This is a genomic window from Dysgonomonas massiliensis, assembly GCF_900240225.1.
Taxonomy (GTDB): domain Bacteria; phylum Bacteroidota; class Bacteroidia; order Bacteroidales; family Dysgonomonadaceae; genus Dysgonomonas; species Dysgonomonas massiliensis.
In genome coordinates this window covers 1-20,752 of the sequence record NZ_OEPV01000011.1, presented here as the reverse complement: position 1 = coordinate 20,752, position 20,752 = coordinate 1, and the positions used below count along the sequence as shown (strand labels likewise).

The following is a 20,752-nucleotide window of genomic DNA, read 5'->3' as shown; positions in this document are numbered from 1 at the left end:
TCCGGAGTTATCGTATTATATGGCTTTAGAATTTGGAGCTTACCATTACAACTTATGTACTTTACATTCCAAACATAGTTAAATTGTTTTATATTTCCTCTTTGGAAGTCTATTTTATGTGAAAGAATATTCGAAAAATGAATAATAATCTTCATATGTGTTTATAAAACAATCTTACTTATTTCATATAATAGCTGTTTCAGTTAGTATTTTATCTGAATTGTCCTTAATTTTATGTAATCTTGTATAATTAATTAAAAATCGATGCTATTTCCATGAAAAAGGGAGCACTTTGTATTGTTATTCTATTCATAACAAATTATTTATTGTTGTCCAATGTAAATTATGCTGTTTTTGCGAATTTATCTGTTGATAAAGGACTATCTCATAGTGATGTCACAGATATAACTCAAGATCAAATAGGTTTTATTTGGTTTGCTACCTATAATGGACTTTGTAAGTATGATGGTAATGAAATTAAAATTTACCGAATTGACAATTCTAAATTAAGTAATAATAGAATTCAATGTCTTTATGCAGGGAAGGATTCTTTATTATACATAGGTACCGAAACAGGAGGCCTTAATATTTATAATTCAGCTACCGATTCTTTCCAGTCATACTTACATCAATATGAAGATAAGACAACAATATCTTCAAATACGATACTTCACCTTTTTGAAGATTTGCAACAAAATATATGGGCTTGTACGAATAATGGCATATCTAAAGTTGTACAAGATGGGCCGAATAAGATTAGTTTCAAGTCATTTTATCCATCTTGTAATGACAAAAGAATAACATCAGGATGTGCTCTGAATAGTGAAACATTGCTGCTTGGAACCGGTAATGGAGCCTTACAATTGAATACAAAAACAGGAGAATGTATGCCATTTCATTCAGATAAAATAAAAAACTATGTACATACTATTCTGAAGAGATCTTCGACAAACGATATTCTGTTAGGAACCAAGAATGGATTATTTAAATACGATCCAGATAGAGATGAAGTTAGTTATATTTCCGATCAAGAAGCTCTTTCCGCAATAGAAGATTCGAAAGGGAATATATGGATTGGGACCCGTAATAATGGTTTATGTTTTCTAAATAGAGATCTTCAGATTATTCAGACATTTCAAGCGGATATCTCAGTTCCAAACTATATTACAAATAATGAGATCAAATCATTATTTGAAGATAGATCTGGAATACTGTGGATCGGATCGATTGGGGATGGAGCTTTTAAAATGAATCTAGCTAGTAAACCGATAAAATATTATACTATTGAAAATAGAGTCGAAGGCAGGGTAACTTATACTAAAACTATAACATTTATTGAGGATCGAAACAATTTGTTGTGGATTGGGACTAGAGGTCGAGGAATAGAAATATTAGATCGTAAGACAGGGCGAAGAATCAATTTAATAGATTCGAAGAAAATGAATATAAGGCCTGAAGATATTTCGGCATTTTATCAGGATAGAAATGGAGCCATGTGGATTGGTACATGGAAAGGTTTATATTATCTGTCTCCTAAAGAAACTCATAATATAATGTCTCTTCAAAACGTTAATTTTATTAACATATATCCCGAATTCTCAAGTTTAGACATAAGTATCTATAAGATTCATTCGGATCGTGACTCTCATATCTGGCTTAGTACGTCCAACGGAGTCTATCACTACATTCCTTCAGTAGATAACTATTATCGGGGAAACTTTATCCATTATAGTCATGAACCCTTTAATGGTAATTCCATTACGGATAATTTTGTGACGGATATATATGCTGATACGGAAAGTGAAGTAAAAACTATTTGGATTGGGACAAGAAAAGGACTCAATAAGTTGACTTTCGAAGATATTGGAGTTAAAATCAGGCAAATCGAAAAACTAAAGTTTAGAGACAAGGATAAAAATAAAGATTTTATTTCAGTAATTCATTCTGATTCCAAAGGGCGACTGTGGATTGCTACTTTAGGTAGTGGACTTTATCAGATGGTGAATGGTCGATTTGATGATACTATACCTAGCTTCATTTCTTATGATAATAGCAATTGTAATTTTGTAGATAATGAACTAGAATCTCTCCTGGAAGATAATCATGGAAATTTTTGGATCGGAGGACGGGGAATAACTAAATTTAATCCGGATAGCAATACGATTAAAGTATATAATACTAAAGATAATCTTCAGAGCAATTCTTTCAAAATTTGGGCTGCATGTAAATTGAAAAATGGAGAGATGATTTTCGGCGGGAATAAAGGATTCAACATATTTTATCCCGATAGCCTTAAAGATAATACTGTTACTTCTCAGATTCTTTTTACAGGGCTGTCTATATTCGAGCATAGAGTTGGAATTAATGACACCATCAATGGAGACATCGTGCTTTCGAAATCATTAGCAGAGACAAATCACATCACACTCTCTCATAAGAATAATAGCATAACATTTAAGTTCTCATTACTGCATTATGCCTCTCCGCACAACAACGAATATAAATATAAACTGGAAGGATTTGACGAGCAATGGTATTATACGGATGGAAGTAACCCCCAAGCTGTATACACGAATCTGAGACATGGTACATATCGCTTTGTAGTTTATGGTGCAAATAGCGATGGAGTATGGGCTGAAATACCAGCTACTCTAGAAGTCGAAATTACACCTCCTTTTTGGGAAACAAAATGGGCATATTTCAGTTATTTCTTATTGTTTCTTTTGTTTTTATATTTTATCAGATTATCTACGTTGAAAAAGGCTAGACAGAAACTTAGCTTAGAGATGGAAAGAAGTCTACGTGAGAAACAGCAGAAAGATTATGATAACAAATTGCAGTTTTTTACAAATATATCACATGAGCTAAAAACACCTTTGGCTCTCATATCTGCCCCCGTAGAAGAATTATTAGATAGTCCAAATATCGGGCAAAAAACGCGTTGGAGACTAAATATTATAAATCAAAGTGTTTTGCGATTAGTAAAACTAGTAGAACAGATTCTAGATTTCAGAAAATATGAAAAAAGTGCGATGACGATCACTATTTCAGAAGTTGACATTGTACCTGCTATGAAAGAAATACTTATTCTTTTTGCATCTTATGTTGAAAATAAAGGAGTTATTATCAGGAGTGACTTTTCAAAAGATCGCATAAATCTTTATGTTGATAGCGATAAGATAGAAAAAGTTCTATCGAATATACTTATTAATGCAGCAAATTATGCTCCCGAAAATGGGAAAATAGATTTTAAATGTTGGGACGATGAAACATCAGTATATTTTTCGGTAACTGATAATGGAAAAGGGATAGACGCCTCAGATACTGAAAAAATATTTGAACCTTTTTACCAAAGTAACAACTCTCTTAATGGAGGAACGGGCATTGGATTATCATTAGTTAAGTATATAATTGATCAACATAAGGGGCAAGTATGGGTTGAGTCTGAACCGGGAGTTAAAACTACTTTCTACGTAAAACTGAAAAAAGGGAAAGATCATTATAATTCCGCTGAGATAACAATCAAAGAGCCTCAAAGCTTATCTTCTTTTATTACAGATGAGTTTTCTATGAAACATGAATTTGAGAATTTAGAGGAAAAAGCCAGTTCTTTAGTATATGATAAAGAAGCAAGTGTCTTATTGGCTGATGATAACGATGAATTTAGGAAGTATGTGGCAAGTATATTACAGCCTCAATATAATATTCTACAGGCCGCAAATGGGCTTGAAGCTTATGAAATAGCTATAGCTGAACAACCTGATTTGATAATAAGTGATGTAATGATGCCCGAAATGACAGGGATAGAGCTTTGTGAAAAAATTAAAGAAAATACTTCTACGTCACATATTGCTGTCTTGTTGTTGACCGCTCGTACTATGCAATCGCATAAGATAGAAGGTTATGCGATTGGAGCCGATGCTTATGTCACGAAGCCTTTTAGCCTGAAACTATTTAAAACCAGAGTAGATAATCTTATTAAAGCGCAGAGTATGCGCAGGGAAATATTTAAATCACAAATCAATCTTGAACCATCTGAAATAACTATTTCATCATATGATGAGAAACTATTGAAAAAATGTATTGATACTATTGAAGAAAATATGCAAGATGTCTATTTTGGAGTTGAAGAATTGTGTGAAAAAGTTGGTGTTAGCCGTCCTCAACTTTATCGGAAAATTAAGTCATATACAGGACTATCTCCAGTACATTTTATTCGTAGTATCCGGCTTAAAAGAGCTGCTCAAATCCTAAAGCAGGATAACTATTCTATAACTGATATAATGCTTCAAGTTGGGTTTAATAATGCTTCGTATTTCGCCAAAGTATTTAAGGAAGAATTTGGATGTACGCCAAAGCAATACGGTCTCGAAAATAAATCTGAATAAAATATGCTAGCCCTTATAGAACACTGTAAGAGGCTATATAATGCTTGAAATTCAAAAAATGCAATTTTTTGAACGATTTGGTATATCTGCTTTTTTGACTTGTTTTTAGTTTTTGAACGTTTCCGATCTTAGCTTTGTATCAATCATCTCGTATGTTTGTTCCGTATATATTAAAATCTTTTACAAATATGAAAAATGTAAGTAAAATACGCTTAAAAGAGAGTGCAATCTTTGTGCTCCTATTTGTTTGTTTTTTCATAACATCGTGTAATGATGAGGACCAAGAATGGCGCAGTGATATACGCGAGTTGAAAGTCGAACTTGAGGATGATGTTGCTATGCAAAATGCACCTTTTATTTTTACGGACTTATCATTAGGTGTGAAATCCAGAATTTGGGAATTTGAAGATGGTGATCCTGCAACATCGAATGATCCGGTAGTTAGTGTCCGATTTACCAAACCTGGTAAAAAAAAATGGACACTAAACCTAGTATATGATAATGGAACCACTGAAAGTCAAACAATGGAATTGGAAGTTAAGGAGCCATTAGTTGCAGTAATAAATATTGAGAAATTGACTCCATTAGGATGCTTACCACTAGATGAAGATATTCAGTTTTCTTTGGAAATCGAGGGAAGTTATTCTTCTATTGAGTGGAAGTTCGAAAATGGGAATCCATCCACATCTATCGAAACCAATCCTATTATCAGATTTGCTAAAGAGGGACCTGTTAAAGCTTCCGTTAAGATTTATCGCGAAACAGATGGGGCATCTGTCAGGTTGAACAAAGACCTTTATATAGGTAATTATCCGATGCTTGTTGCATATACTAAGGCGGATATGGATAGCTGGAATTTCGATGCAGGTAAAAGTATCGGAAAATGGACTGTCTGGAATGGCTCTGCAGGTGTAGACGAAGTAGGAAATGGCAAAGCTGTGCGTGTTTCAGGTGGTGCCAATGGTTCGGCTAATTGTTTGGAAATAAAATATAATAAAGCGAATGAACATTGGCAGTTCTTTACTCGTGATAATTGGATTAATAATGCGCAACTTGAGAAAGGTAAAAAATACGAATTCAAATTTTGGATGAAGGCAGATGCTAATTTTCTTCTTAAGCAGGTATTTGTTATGAATAATTTACCAGAATGGTCATGGAATGAATTATTAGGAGCTCATGCTGGAAATAATTGGGTTGACTATTTCCCTGAAATACCATTTGAGGTACAAAACGAAACTGTCCTTTTATATGCTGAAAATATACCTATTACAACTAGTTGGAAAGAGTTTAAATATGAATTTACCGTTGGAGACAAAGATCTAATTGGAGTATCGCTTCCAAATAGATTATTAAACGTATTCCCATCCTTTGCTATTGAATCCGATCAGCCCAGATCGATATATATTGATGGAATAATGATAAACCTTATTGAAGAATAATATTTATAACTAAAAATATGAAAAAACATATAATAGCATTATGCCTTTTACTTTTGAGCATAGCAACGTATGCCCAAACAGAAATAACAGGTGTGGTTTTGGATGAAACAGGAATAAGCATACCTGGAGTAGTAGTGGTAGCTGTTGGCGAAAAGACAAATGCAGTTACAGATATTGATGGTGCATTTCGTATAAATGTACTAGGAAAAGAAAGTATACTTCAATTCTCAATGATGGGATTTAAACCAGAGCGTATTAAGGTAGGTAACGGTACACACCTTAAAGTGGTAATGAAAGAGGATGTTGTCGGACTTGATGAAGTGGTAGTTGTTGGATATGGAGTTACTCGTAAAAGGGATTTTACTGGTTCGGTTTCATCGATCCGTTCAGAAGACTTAGAAAATAGTGTTCTTTCATCGCTCGATGATGCTTTATCGGGAAGTGTAGCTGGTTTGATGGTCCAATCAGGTAGCGGACAACCAGGTAGCTCTTCTAATATTCTTATACGTGGAGCAAACTCTTTGACCGGCTCTACACAACCTTTGATTGTTGTTGATGGTTTCCCTTTATTCGAAAATAGTACTAGTGCAGGTGGTGGAATGGATGATAAAGGTGGAGGTAGTAGCGCTTTCTCTCTTATAAATCCTGATGATATTGCGTCAATAGAGGTCCTTAAAGATGCTTCAGCTACAGCTATTTATGGCAATAGAGGCTCAAATGGTGTCATTCTGATCACGACTAAAAAGGGGATAGGTAGTGGAGCTAGAATTCAATATAACTCATATTATAGTTCTCAGAATCTACCTCGTAAATACGATGTGATGAACTTCCAAGAATATGCCGAGTTTCAGGCTTTGACTAGTCCGAATAATGGTATGTTCGTTAATCAGAAGACTGGAGAAATGCACAACTTTGATCCTAATATACGTTCAGTCGATTGGCAAGATGAAGTGTATCGTACAGGTTTCATTCAAAACCATTCATTGTCGATGCAAAACTCGACGGAAAAGACAAACTTCATGATATCATCATCTTTCATGCAAAATCAATCTATCATAAAAGAAACAGACTGGAAAAAATTTACGGCAAAGATGGGTGTAGATCATTCGATATCAAGTAAGCTTAAAGTTGGAGCCGATATATACTACAATAGAGTGAGTGATAAAGGAGTACCTACAGGAGGAGGAGATGGCTCTGCAATCGGTACGATCATCGGTACAATACTGGCTCGTCCTTTTATTCTAGACGAAACGACACAAGCCTACTTCAGAAGAGCTGGAGTTGATCAAGGTACTATTGATAGTGACTTAGCTGGTTATCGTGATAATCCATTAAATATGGTTAGAAGTATAGACATGAACAAAGTAATGGAAAATACAACTTTTAATGCCTATGCGGAATACAAAATACTTGATAACTTAATTTTGAAAATTACAGGAGGATATAATACATATAATTTAAATCAAAAACAATTTTATCCTAAATCAACGCCTACAGGTAAATTTTATAATGGATTGGGTATAGTATCTAATATCAATAATGATAGTTGGATTAACGAAAATACTATAACATGGATGCCTAAATTCGAAGGTGGTCATAGCTTAAATATCTTAGGCGGTGTTACAGAACAGGGTTGGAAAAGTAACTATTCAAGAAGCGAGTTCTCTTCATTCGATAACGAATCTCTAGGGTACGATAATGCCCAGATGGCAAAAAATTTTAAGACTTACACAAGTGTTGGAGAAACTAAATATTTATCATTTATCGGTCGTGTAAATTACTCTTATAAAGGGAAATATCTAGCAACAGCTACTATGCGTAGAGATGGTACATCAGCTTTTGTAAATAACAAATGGGGTAATTTTTATTCGGGTGCTTTAGCTTATAACATAATGGAAGAAGATTTCATCAAGAAAATAGATGAAATATCAAATCTTAAGCTTCGATTAAGTTTAGGTGAAGTCGGTAACTCAAATGTCCCTACTACAGGAGCTTATTCTCAATTGTATGCGACAAACTATAGTTTCAATAATTCTATATCGGTGGGACAATCGCCCGCTAGTTTGGCAAACGAGAATCTGAAATGGGAAAAAACACGAGAATGGAATATTGGGCTTGAAGTTGGATTATTCAATAATCGTTTAGCTTTGACAGCCGATTTATATGATAAAACAACGAATGATCTGTTGCTTGAAGCTCCAGTTCTGAATATTTCAGGTTTTGATAAGGCATGGGGAAATATAGGGAAGTTAAATAATCGTGGTATCGAACTCAGTTTGAACACTGTGATTATTGATAAAAAAGATTTAGGTTTGACATTTAATCTGAACTTCTCAAAGAACATTTCTAAGATCAAAGAACTAGGGCAAAATGGAGCTCCTATATATCTCGGAATAAGTTATTTGTCGGGATCTCAAGGACAGCAGGCAATAATTTTACGAGAAGGAGGTTCTATTGGTGAAATATATGGTTATCAGGCTGAAGGTGTATATGGAGCAAATGACTTCTATAATGATGGGACAGCTAAAGAGAATGTAGCTATTGCAGGAATAGGAGAGAAGCCTGGTTGGATTAAATATAAAGATATATCAGAGGATGGCAACATAACATCGGATGACAGAACAGTAATAGGTAACACCCTTCCTGATTTCTTTGGAGCATTTAGTACAGGGCTGCGATGGAAAAACTTCAATTTGGATCTTGTTTTTCAGTATTCATACGGCAATGATGTATATAATGCGAATTATGTGCAAGCAGCACGCTTTGGCTCTACGCAATATAATCAAATGAGATTTTTCAAAGATAGATGGACGCCGGATAATCCGACAAGTACACAATACTCCGATATGCTATTCGGTACTATATCATCGGCCTTTGTTGAAGATGCATCATTCCTTAGATTTAAAACAGCTCGATTAACATATTCTATTCCTTCTAAAGTACTAAATAAAATAGGATTTGTGAAAAATGTTAAGATATATGTAGCAGCTGATAATATTTACACATTTACCAAATATTCGGGCTATGATCCTGAAATTACAGGTTCACAAAAAGCAGAGAATATGTCCGGAGCTCTTACCTCAGGTTTTGATTATGGAGTTTTTCCTAAAGCAAGAATATTTACAGGAGGTTTTAATATCACTTTTTAAATAAGAATAAGATGAAAAAATATATATTGATTCTTTTAGCCGCTTTTAGCTTTTGGTCTTGTGATGATTTTTTGGATACACCAGTTAAAAGTAATATCTCAACATCAAATTTCTTTAAAACAAAAGAGGATTTTGAGATGGCATTGACAGGCGTTTATAATACACTAACATCGGCAGAATGGGATGCCGGACATCGATGGGGAAATTATTTCGAAGGACTATTGTATTTGGGAAGGGTTGGTACCGATGAATGCTATATTATATATGGAGATTATGACCAACAGATATCCAATTATACCTATACTCCAGATAATTACATTGTATCACGAACATGGTTTGTCCAATATGTTGGAATTTCACGTGCCAATACTATTCTTGATAGATACGAAACAAGTAATGTCAAATTGTCGGAAACAGATAAAAATAGGATATTGGGAGAAACTTATTTTTTACGAGGATTCTTTTATTTCACCTTAGTAAGATATTTTGGCGAAATACCTCTTGTTTTACATGAAGTGGTGGATGTAAGTACTCTTAATACAGAAAAAGCTTCGTTGGAACAAGTGTATGAACAGATAATAAATGATTTCAAAAAAGCTGAAGAATTACTTCCCGTAACCAATACAAATGGACGTGCTCACAAGTATGCTGCCACAACTTTACTGGCTAAAGCATATTTACAAATGGCCGGTGAACCGTTGAACGATCCTAATGCAGCTAGTCTGGCAGAACAAGCTACTTCAAGAGTCATAAATAGTGGCTTATTTAATTTAGTTGATAATTATTTTAGCCTCTTCGATGCAAGTAATGAATATAGCTCAGAATACATATTTGATGTTGATTTCTCAAATACTGAAGATGCAACTCATTATGGGGGACAAGTTGGTACAGTGGATGGTATTTCGACACCGTATGACTTGTATTGGCAAAAGGTAAGAACATGTCAAGAATTTTATGAAAAATTTGATTCTAAAGATAACAGACGTAATAGTATAGCAGACTTCAGATATATTCTTCAAGGCGATGAATTAGTTGTGGATAGAACTCCTTCTGTTCTCGAAAATAATTTCTTCGTTTATAAATTTAGACACCCATTGAATGAGGCAGACAGAGGTAGTACATGGGTCAATTGGTCCAATCCGATAAACTTTCCTATAACACGTTATGCAGATGTACTTCTTATGCAAGCCGAAGCTTCGGCTAGAGCAGGTCAAAATCCGACATCCGAAGGTTTGGAGAATCTCAATAAAGTAAGACGACGTGGTTTTGGAGTTGATATTAACACACCTAATGCTAGTGTCGATTTACCAACCATGGAATATGATAAATTTATGGATGCTGTTTTACAAGAAAGAAGTTTTGAACTCTGTTTCGAAGGACATCGTTGGTTCGACCTTGTTAGATTTGGAAAACTTGAAAAAGCCGTTAAGTCGCTTAGCAAATATGAGCAAACTTTAGAACATACTCAGCAAGCCGTAAATTTCAAAGCAAAGCATATTGTATTGCCTGTACCTCAGGATGTCATAGATACGTCAAATGGTAAAATAACACAGAATCCTTTGTGGAAATAATTTAAAATTAAAGTTATGAAACATATATTATCTAGAATGTTATTAGTGGCCGCAACGATCACATTTTATTCATGTGACAAAGACCTTGGGTTGGATACTAAATACGACAATAGTCAGAGCACTATAATTCCTGATCCGGATGATAATTATAATCCTAATAAAGTCGGAGAATGGGATCAATTTACATTATCTGATAAAAGTATTATAAATCAAGTGGATGCAGATATGAAGGGTTACTGGCCTGATGGTAAATTATCTATAATAAAAGATGATACAAGTGGTAAATATATTTGCTTTTGGGGTGAGAAGTATAGTTATCGCACAGAAGCTGATACTCCTTATCCAGAAGATCATATATCACAAGTAACAGAAGCTAACAGAGTATTCGGACAAGGTATTAGTGATATAGCCGGATTTAATGATGGAGGTTCATGGTTTATAGGAGTGCATAAATTGGCTGATGGACGTTTAGCCGGTTTCTTTCATGCCGAAAGCCATTGGCCGGGTGATGGAATAGCTTATAAAAGCGTAGGGGTAGCTTATTCTTCTGATAATGGAAAGACGTGGACTTCGGGAGAGAAAATACTGAATGTGAATTTTCCAAAACCAACTACTCCTACATGGAGTGGTCTAGGTGATGGTTGTGTTGTCTATAATAAAGAGTTAGGTAAATTTATCTGTTATTACTCAGCTCATATCGAAGATGAAGACTTTAAAATCTGTATGGCTGCATCTGATGCAAATGATGGTGTCTCTGGTTCTTGGAAGAAATGGAATGGAAGTGATTTTGCTATCTCAGGATTTGATGCTGCCACCGGATTGGGAGGGGTTGATCACAAGATAGAAGGTTTATCTTCTATTGCTGGGGCAAATCCGTCTGTGATGTGGAATAGTTATCTTAAGCGATGGGTAATGGTTTATTCTAGTTGGGGACAAGCCATATATATGTCCACTAGTGAAGATGGTCTGAACTGGGAAAAGCCTATAAGTATAACTGACAAGGAAGAACCTGCAACTTACCCTAATCTGATAAGCAGCAAAGGGGATTTGGAAGGAGCTGTTATAGTTAAGATTTATTACGGATCAAATCAAAATAATTTAGGAATTAGAGATTTCGCTTATAGAACAATTACTTATAAATAGTGTAACTATATCTACGTAATAAAGTTTCAATAAATTGAATGTAGAGATACAAGTTTAATGATAAAAAGGGGTTGTCCCAGCTAGACAACCCCTTTGTATAAAAATAATAAAATGAGAATTATAATATTATTCATATTTACAGTTCTTCTGATAGGATGTGCTTCGCCTCAATCAGAAAAAACAGTCGAAGTACCTTTCTCTGAAGATGTAGAGGACTATACTCCATTGATATGGGATATTCTAAAGTCCAATCCTAAAGGTAATATCAAAATAAAATTTGGCGATGGCTCATATAAATTTTATCCTGAAAAGGCATATGAAAAGTATTTGGCTATATCCAATAATGATAATGGACTTAAACGAATAGTTTTCCCTATTCAAAATATGAAGAATGTGACGATAGAAGGTACTGAAAATACAAGTTTCATGTTTCATGGAAAATTAGTCCCATTTTTTCTCTATGAAAGCGAGAATATAAGTATTGAGAATATAAAAATAGATTACGATTATCCTTTTGTGCTTGAAGGTACTGTTATTGCTAACGATAAGGAGAAAATGAGTTTTGATCTTAAAATAGATGATGATACACCTTACAAAATAGAAGACAATAAACTATTCTTCAAAGGTTATGATTGGGAGATAGGTTTGGGTGAGAACATCGTATTTGATTGTGAAACTCGTTCTCCAATATATTTTACCTCGAAGTACGAGATAGGAAATTCACATGAGGTTACAGCACATGAGGTTGCAGAAGGAGTAGTACGCTTATCGGGTGTAGCATCGGTGGATGTACCACCTGTTGGGGCAATATATACGGATAAAGGGCCTCATGGCAAGAATAGAGAAGTTCCTGGATTTGCTATTCAAGAATCAGCTAATATTAATCTGACAAATGTTACTGTATTTAGAGCTGGAGCGATGGCTCTAATTGCAGAAAAATCTGAAAATATAACGCTTGATTCGTATAAGGTAAAAGTGCATAATGGTTCAGGTAAAATGCTTTCTGCTTCTGCTGATGCAACTCATTTTGTAAATTGCAGTGGTCTTGTTAAACTAAATAACTGTATATTCGAGAGCATGCTTGACGATGCTACAAATATACATGGTACATATATGTGTGTAACAGAACATCTGGGAAAAAACAAAGTGGCACTTTCGTTTGGACATTTTCAACAAGAAGGCTTCAGTTTGGGTAAACCCGGCGATAGTATTTTATTTCTCAATAGGGCTAATTTAATGCCTTTGTCGAAATCTGTCATAAAAAAACTAGAGCAAATCGACGAAAATCATTATGTACTAGAAGTGGATCAAGATTTGACTGCTTATCAGAATTTATCGGTTGCTGTCGATAATATTTCATATTACCCTGATGTGGAAATTTCCAATTGTTCAGTCAGATACAATAGGGCAAGAAGTTTACTAATATCTACTTCAGGTAGAGTAAATATCGAAAATAATTATTTTGCATCCATGATGGCAGGAATTCGTATTTGCGGAGATGCTAATTATTGGTTCGAGTCTGGTCGTGTTAGTGATGTCACAATAAAAAACAATACATTCGAAGATTTAGGCAAAGGTGGGCATAATCCACAAGCTATTCTTCAGATTGATCCGGTTATCCCTAAAGATAATAGAGCCGATGGGATATTCCATGGTAAAGTTATTTTCGAGAATAATGTTATAAAGACTTTCGATAATCAGGTGATATACGCACTTAGTGTTGATAGCTTGATCATTAAAGGCAATCAGTTTATAGACTCAAAAACTCATTCAGCTATATTCCCAAGTTTATCTGTCATTGATGCTCAATATTGTAATCATATTATTATTGACAATAATGATTTTAGTAAGTGGAAACCCGATTTCTCATTTAGCATTACAGAATGTAAAAATGTGGGAGGAAATGATGTTGAAAAAATAGAGATTCAGAATAATACAAATAAATATTTTTACGAAAACTAGTGGCTATATGTGGTAAATAGTTCTCTGTGTAGTTATAACAAACTTATGTTTTCAAATTGTGTATTTGAGATGTAAATTTTTGCAAGACATCTGTATTTATAAATAAAATAAACATGGTTAAAAAACGAATATTATATTGGGGTGGAGCAGTAGCTGTTATATTGTTAGTCATTGCTTTATTCTGGAGCTATCGGCTTTGTTATATTGCGCTGCATCCACCTCGTGATAAGGCTACTTATGAAAGTATGGGACATTCGTATCCGCAAATTACAGAATGGCTCGACTCAATTCAAGTTTATGGTGCATTACGTGATACGACGATCTTGAACGATAAGAATGAACGATTGTATGCACGTTGGATTGCAGCAGCTGAACCAACTAATCGAACAGCAGTAATTTTACATGGTTATCAGGGGTCGGGATTATCAATGCTTATGATAGGTTACATGTTCAATCATGATCTAGGTTTAAATGTTCTCCTTCCTGATCTAAGAGGGCATGGTGAAAGCGAAGGTGGAGCTACTTATATGGGGTGGGCAGAACGACACGAAGTGATTCGATGGATAGAAATTGCTGATGAAATCTTTGGAGGAAATACGCAAATCGTTATTCAAGGAATCTCGATGGGTGGAGCTACGACTATGATTGCAGCAGGAGATTCAAAATTACCATCAACAGTACGATGTGCGATTGAAGATTGTGGATACACCTCGGTTAAGGATGCTTTTTCTGTCTCGTGGAACGAAGATTTGAAATATCTGAAATTCCCATTATTCAACCTTGGTGATATGTGGTGTCAAATTCTCTATGGATGGAGCTTTGCTGAGGCTTCGCCTCTTAACTGTATGAGCAACTGTAATCTTCCAATGCTCTTTATTCATGGCGAGAAGGATTCTTTGTTGCCAGTAGAGATGGTACATCGTCTATACGAAGCCAAACCTGGAGAAAAAGAATTGTGGATTCTTCCAGATGTGGATCATGGTGCTGCTTATCTTGATCAGCCAGAAGCCTATACAGAGCGTGTACGTACTTTTATAGAGAGTTATTTTGAATGATTGTCAAACACTTTAATCTAAAAAATATGTTGAAAAATTTATTATTTATAATTATGTTCGTCACATCCATACTCACAGTCTCAGCCCAACGTTGGCAAATAGATGCTGGAGGAGGAATTGTCTGGCATCCGAGTGGTGATTTGCCTCACAACGATCACATCGAAATGAGTGGTGAGCAGACTTCGGTAATCCTCCGGTGGGGTGTAGATAAAAAAGGAGCTTTTCATGCTGAACGCTCATTAGTGTTTCCCATGTTACGTGTACTTCCAAATGATACGCACGCCAGTCTAATGAGTCGCTTTGCTACCGATTTTGCATCTATGCTGGCTATCAATACTAATCCAGTTGGATTCAATGCCTCAGCCTTACAATTCGAAAAAGTTAAGACTGTGGCTATTGATGGAGCACTTACTGTGCAAAGTATATGGGGCTTCAATTCGGTTGGAGCAGGATCATCATATTCCGAAGATCCCGACCCGGTTATAGAAATGGTTCGGACTATTTTTCCGTCTCGAACATTGCCGGTTGTTTGTGAGCGTTACATAATCCGAAATATCAGTTCGAAACCATTTGAGGTTACAATTCCTGAATTTTCGCAAGTCATTACAACCGATCCGGCAAAAAGCCCTGTAGAACAGGCATATGTGTTGCGTGCAGATCTTTTGGGAACTGGAAATCACCGTTTGCAACCTAATGACTCGATTGTATTTGATGCTGTTTTGCAGGCATACCGAGATGGAGAGGAGCCTCAGTGGCCAGATGTTGCAAAGGAATACGCTTCTCGTATGGAGTTCGCACGTCAGGATGTTGGAGGATCGTTAATTTTGGAAACTCCAGATCCGATTATTAATACCGAATTTCGTTATGCTAAATTCCGTGCATCAGAGAGTATATTCCGTACTCGAGGAGGATATATGCATGCTCCTGGAGGAGAATGTTACTATGCTGCCATATGGGCTAATGACCAAGCCGAATATGTCAATCCATTTTTCCCTTTCTTAGGATATGATATCGGAAACGAATCGGCATTAAACTCTTTCCGTCACTTTGCCCGTTTTATGAGCCCAGATTACAAGGCAATACCAAGTTCTATCATTGCTGAGGGCGACGATATTTGGAATGGAGCTGGAGATCGTGGCGACGCTTCGATGATAGCGTACGGAGCTGCACGTTATGCCCTGAGTAGAGGAGTGAGAGCTGAAGCTGAAGAGTTATGGCCACTTATTGAATGGTGTCTTGAATACTGTCGTCGACAACTCCTTCCTGAGGGTGTAGTTGCTTCAGATACCGATGAACTGGAAGGACGTTTCCCTGCAGGTAAGGCAAATCTTTGTACCTCAACACTCTATTATGATGCACTCCGTTCAACAATATATTTAGCTCAAGAACTTGGAAAGTCTACAAAAAAAATACAGGAGTATAAGCAACAGTCAGAGGTATTGGCAAAAGCTATTGAAAATTACTTTGGTGCGAATGTTGGAGGATATGAAACATATCGATACTACGATGGAAATACGAAATTGCGTTCATGGATATGTATGCCACTCATCGCAGGATTGAAAGGTAGAACAGAAGGGACAGTACAAGCTCTTTTAGGTCCAGAATTAATGACTGAAGAAGGACTGTTAACAGAGCAAGGAAGTACAACTTTCTGGGATCGATCAACTTTATACTCCTTACGAGGTATCTACATTGCAGGACAGACAGATCGTGCTACTGAGTTTTTACATCACTATTCAGAACGACGTTTGTTGGGAGACCATGTTCCATACCCTATTGAAGCATGGCCCGAAGGTGAACAAAGACATCTATCGGCCGAGAGTGGTCTTTACTGTAGAGTTATTACTGAAGGCTTATTTGGACTTCGTCCTACAGGACTCCGCTCATTCGATCTGACTCCATCACTCCCAACAAAATGGGATCAAGCTTCTTTAAAACATATTAAAGCGTTTGATTCAGATTTCGATATTATTGTACAGCGTATTTCTGATGGACGTTTGCAGGTCAATATAACTCAGAAAGGTAGAAAAACGCAACAATTCCGTATACACGCAGGAAATACTATAAAAGTAGTACTTCACTAACTCTAAAAAGTGGAGGTGGAATTTGAACTTTATCTAATGACATTACCTGTCAACTAGAAAAGGCAGGTTAATGTTGTTAGCCAGAGAAAGGTATATGTTTGGTATTTTATAATTGGGAGAGTTCAAAGGGGTACTTCTTTGAAGATTAACTATTGTATGAGAAATATTTATCAATTAAAATTGCGAAATTTTTGTGCTCTAATCTTGATGACGATGTTTATAGGTACAAGCTTGTCTTGTCAGAAAAGAACATTTATATCAATAAGTGAGTTTGGACTTCTACCTAATACAGGAGAAGATGCTCGTCCTTACATTATAAAAGCCTTGGAAGTCTGTAAAGAGCAAAGGATAAGAACTCTTACTTTCCCTAAAGGTAGATATGACCTTTATCCAGATAAAGGTCAATTAAAAGAAAAGAATATTCTTAAGCAAAAAGCAACAATTGGTATAAATTTTGAGGGACTTACTGGTTTTACCTTAGATGGTAACGATTCTGAATTCATTTATCATGGTAAGATGGAAATAATGTCTGTCCATAATTGTCAGGATATAATATTAAAAAACTTTTCTGTAGATTGGGACCATCCGATGATATCGCAAGCTGAAATTATTAATGCTCAGGATAACTATCTCGATATTGAAGTAGATAAGGATAATTATCCTTATAAGGTGACAAATGGAAAAGTCCTTTTTATTGGTGAAGGGTGGGAATTACCTATTATAACGATGTATTCTACATTGTATGACAAAGATAGTAAAGAGATAGCGTACAATACATGGGATTCTACTCTAGGTGATATATTTGAACAACCTGCAGAAGAAATAAGTAAAGGTGTTATCCGTTTTTACGGAAAACCTGCTATAAAACCGGATCCCAATAAGATGGTTGTAACTCTCTTTCATGTGCGTTATTTTGCAAATGGTATTGTGATGACTCATAGTAAAGATATTTTGCTAAAGGATATCAAATTATATCATAGTTTGGGCAATGCATTCTTGGGATATCGCACAGAAAATATAACAATGGATAATGCATCAGTGATAGTTAATGACGAAAAAGGTCGATATTTCAGCTCTGTAGCTGATGCTTCTCATTTTGCTGAATGTGCAGGAACTATTCTAGTCCAAAATTGTGCGCATACTGGACAGGCAGATGATTTTATAAATGTACATGGAACTAATGTTAAGATAACTGATGTCGTAGATGATTATACTTTGAGAGTTGCTTCTAATGGTAAAGGTAATGGAATGTCTGTAACCGTTGGCGATGAATACTGGTTCATCCAACTAGACGATGCTCAACGTGGAGAGGTTAATAAAGTAATAAAGAAGGACTCTTTAACTGACGAAAAAGGGGGAGATTATTTACTCACTTTTGCTAAACCTATACCGAAGAATATTCAGGGTGGAGATTTTATCGAATGTAAAACATGGAGTGCAAGTTTAGAAATTCGTAATTGTAAGGTATTAAAACGAAATAGAGCAAGAGGAATACTTGTCACGACTCCGAAAGATGTTATCATAGAAGATAATTATTTTGCATCGGCAGGTGCTGCTATTTTGCTTGAAGGAGATTTTGATTATTGGTATGAAGCAGGAGCCAATAATAATGTTCTGATTAGGAATAATATATTTGACAATTGCTTGACATCGGGGAATAAGAGTGGCTCTCGTAGTGAATGGGGTGAAGCTATAATAACTATCACTCCATCGTATGTGCCACGAACAATAGATGATAAAACTTACCATAAGAATATTAATATATCGAATAATATTTTCAAAGTTTTCGATGCTCCTCTGGTAAGGGCTATTTCTGTCGATGGATTATATTTTATTGATAACAAAATAATCAAAACAGATGATTACAAGCCTTATACGTGGCAGAAATCTGCATTTTTATTGAATGGTTGCCGGCAAGTTGTGATTGGTGAAAATCGGATTGATGAAGCATATACTACAAGAAATATCCTGATAGAGAATATGAAAGAATCAGACGTTAAAACTAAAAAACGAAGTGATTTTGTTATAAAGGAATTGAATTGTGTTGATATTCAATAAGATTCTATATATCATTAATTTTTAATACCCCAATTTTTGTTGGGTGTATTACCCAGCCATAATTCTAAGATCCCTCCCTCTATGAAGTCTGAGTGTAGAAGTTGATAGGAATTGTATTCTCTTCCATTTAAGAGTGCGCGTTGTATGTAGCAATTCTCTTTCGAATTGTTATGTGTTTTGATTTTAAATTCAACTCCTTTATAATAGGTAGGGTCAAGCTTAATGGTTACTTCATCAAAAACAGGACTTGTAATATCATAAGTCGGATTGCTTTTTGATCCTCCATCCAAACTAAAGAGGCCTATTGCCATTAGTGTACTGATTCCCCCCATTTGTCCCTGATCTTCGTCATGTCCACCATATCCTTTGTTGGGTGTAATTGCTCCATGAGCTTGTTCTTTGACACGACGAACCCAATATTGGGTTAACCATGGTTTACCAGCATGAGAAAATACATGAGCATTTGAGCATCCAGGCTGATTTGCATAACTTATATACCCGCCTCCGTAACCATAAACAAAATCACTAGGGATTGCTTCTTCGAATGCATGATTCAGCATATGACACAAACTATCTTGTCCTCCCATCAGTGTAGCTAATTGGGGTATATCATGTGAAAGCCCAAATGTTGCTTGCCAAGCATTGGCTTCAACATATCCATAACCATCCAGTGGATTGGTATGCAGCCAAGTCCCGTCCTCTCTTTTAGGTAAGATAAGTTTCAGGTCTTTATTAAAAGAATGATGCCATCCTGATGATCTTTTATGAAAATATTGATAATCACTAGGCTTTTTCATTTTTAATGCCATTTCGGCTAAAGCCCAATCTTCGAAGGCCCATTGGATAGTTAAGCCTGCCTGATCGGGACAATATCCATTTTTTATATAAAAGTCCAGTTCTTTATCCATATCTAAAGCTAACATTCCTCCTTTAGCATGATTTCTCTTCATGGCGTTATAGCCAATAGTCGGATTCCATTTCTTTGTAATACCTCTTTGATAGGCACTCGTAATGAGTGAGGTTGCAGGACAACCAGTCATAATGTAAGAATATCCACCAGCATTTGGCCCGCGTGGCAACAAACCTCCATTTGTATCGTATTGAATAAAAGATGCAGCAAAGTCATCTAGTACGGAAGGGTAGGCTAGTCCCCATAGTGTATTCAAGTTCCATTGACTCAACCAAAGGGCATCGGAGTTATACATATGATGAATCGATTTGCCTAATTTATCTTTAAGTAATTGCCTTACTTTCAGTTGTACCCCATAGGTATGCGATCCTCTTCTTTCGCCACCCTGAGTATAATCGGGATATTGACCATTGAAATCATCCAGCTTATGTCTTCCCAGCAATGTATGCCAAAGATCAGTATATAATTTAATTCGCTGAGCATCCGTACCTCCTTTTACATCAATCTTGCCGAGCCATTCATTCCACTCTTTTTGTGAACTATTTCTTACAGTATCAAAATCCCAGTGATTACAATCATTCAGCAGATTTTCCTTTGCATTGGCAACACTCACATAAGAAATAGCCATTTTTATCTTTATTTGATCACCTGCTCTGACTTTATACTTGGCACTGACACCCGATGTAGGTGCGTCGTGATAAGTCCAACCAGAACTTTCTCTCGGAGTACTTTCTGTTGTTCCTTGCAAAGTTTCAATATCTGGATGATATTCGGTATCATTGTAAATAATACTTGAAAACTACCCCACTAATCTACTTGAAAAGTATACCACCTGAGGAAGTAAAATGATCAGTTTTAACAGTTTCTTGATTGTTAAGATTCTTTATTTTATTAACAAATACTCACATTATAAATTCCTTTGTGTATGATTAAAACACAGAGGATAAAATGATTAAAATGGTGGATAGACAACAAATTATACACATGTATCGA

Annotated in this window: 9 protein-coding genes and 1 pseudogene; 9 read left to right on the top strand and 1 reads right to left on the bottom strand. The window is 35.6% G+C overall.

Annotation, left to right across the window (positions count from 1 at the left end):
• Positions 1-275: 275 nt before the first annotated feature.
• From C1A06_RS11885 to C1A06_RS11845, 9 genes are all read left to right on the top strand, one after another.
• Positions 276-4,388, top strand: a complete 4,113-nt coding sequence (locus C1A06_RS11885) for a hybrid sensor histidine kinase/response regulator transcription factor (RefSeq protein WP_101690433.1) — start codon at positions 276-278, stop codon at positions 4,386-4,388.
• Positions 4,389-4,576: 188 nt separating this feature from the next.
• Positions 4,577-5,827 carry a carbohydrate binding domain-containing protein gene (locus C1A06_RS11880; protein WP_145996398.1) on the top strand — a complete coding sequence of 417 codons (1,251 nt, stop codon included), beginning with the start codon at positions 4,577-4,579 and terminating at the stop codon, positions 5,825-5,827.
• Positions 5,828-5,844: 17 nt separating this feature from the next.
• Complete coding sequence (locus C1A06_RS11875) at positions 5,845-8,976, top strand: SusC/RagA family TonB-linked outer membrane protein (RefSeq protein WP_101690431.1); 3,132 nt, start codon at positions 5,845-5,847, stop codon at positions 8,974-8,976.
• Between the two features lie 11 nt (positions 8,977-8,987).
• The gene (locus C1A06_RS11870) at positions 8,988-10,547 is read left to right on the top strand and encodes a RagB/SusD family nutrient uptake outer membrane protein (protein WP_101690430.1); all 1,560 of its coding nucleotides are present in this window, start codon (positions 8,988-8,990) and stop codon (positions 10,545-10,547) included.
• Between the two features lie 15 nt (positions 10,548-10,562).
• Entirely contained in the window at positions 10,563-11,690 is a 1,128-nt protein-coding gene (locus C1A06_RS11865; RefSeq protein ID WP_101690429.1) for a sialidase family protein, read from the top strand.
• A gap of 111 nt (positions 11,691-11,801) precedes the next feature.
• Entirely contained in the window at positions 11,802-13,652 is a 1,851-nt protein-coding gene (locus C1A06_RS11860) for an alpha-1,3-galactosidase-related protein (RefSeq protein ID WP_101690428.1), read from the top strand.
• A gap of 113 nt (positions 13,653-13,765) precedes the next feature.
• Positions 13,766-14,707 (top strand): alpha/beta hydrolase, encoded by a 942-nt coding sequence (locus C1A06_RS11855; RefSeq protein ID WP_101690427.1) that lies wholly within the window; start codon positions 13,766-13,768, stop codon positions 14,705-14,707.
• 26 nt (positions 14,708-14,733) lie between these two features.
• On the top strand, positions 14,734-16,791 hold the full coding sequence (locus C1A06_RS11850) for a glucosidase family protein (protein WP_245872057.1): 2,058 nt from the start codon (positions 14,734-14,736) through the stop codon (positions 16,789-16,791).
• A gap of 213 nt (positions 16,792-17,004) precedes the next feature.
• Positions 17,005-18,849, top strand: a complete 1,845-nt coding sequence (locus tag C1A06_RS11845) for a hypothetical protein (protein WP_101690426.1) — start codon at positions 17,005-17,007, stop codon at positions 18,847-18,849.
• Between the two features lie 14 nt (positions 18,850-18,863).
• Here the strand turns inward: C1A06_RS11845 and C1A06_RS11840 are convergent.
• Positions 18,864-20,519: pseudogene (locus C1A06_RS11840) on the bottom strand (glycoside hydrolase family 92 protein); the annotation flags it as partial.
• Positions 20,520-20,752 lie beyond the last annotated feature (233 nt).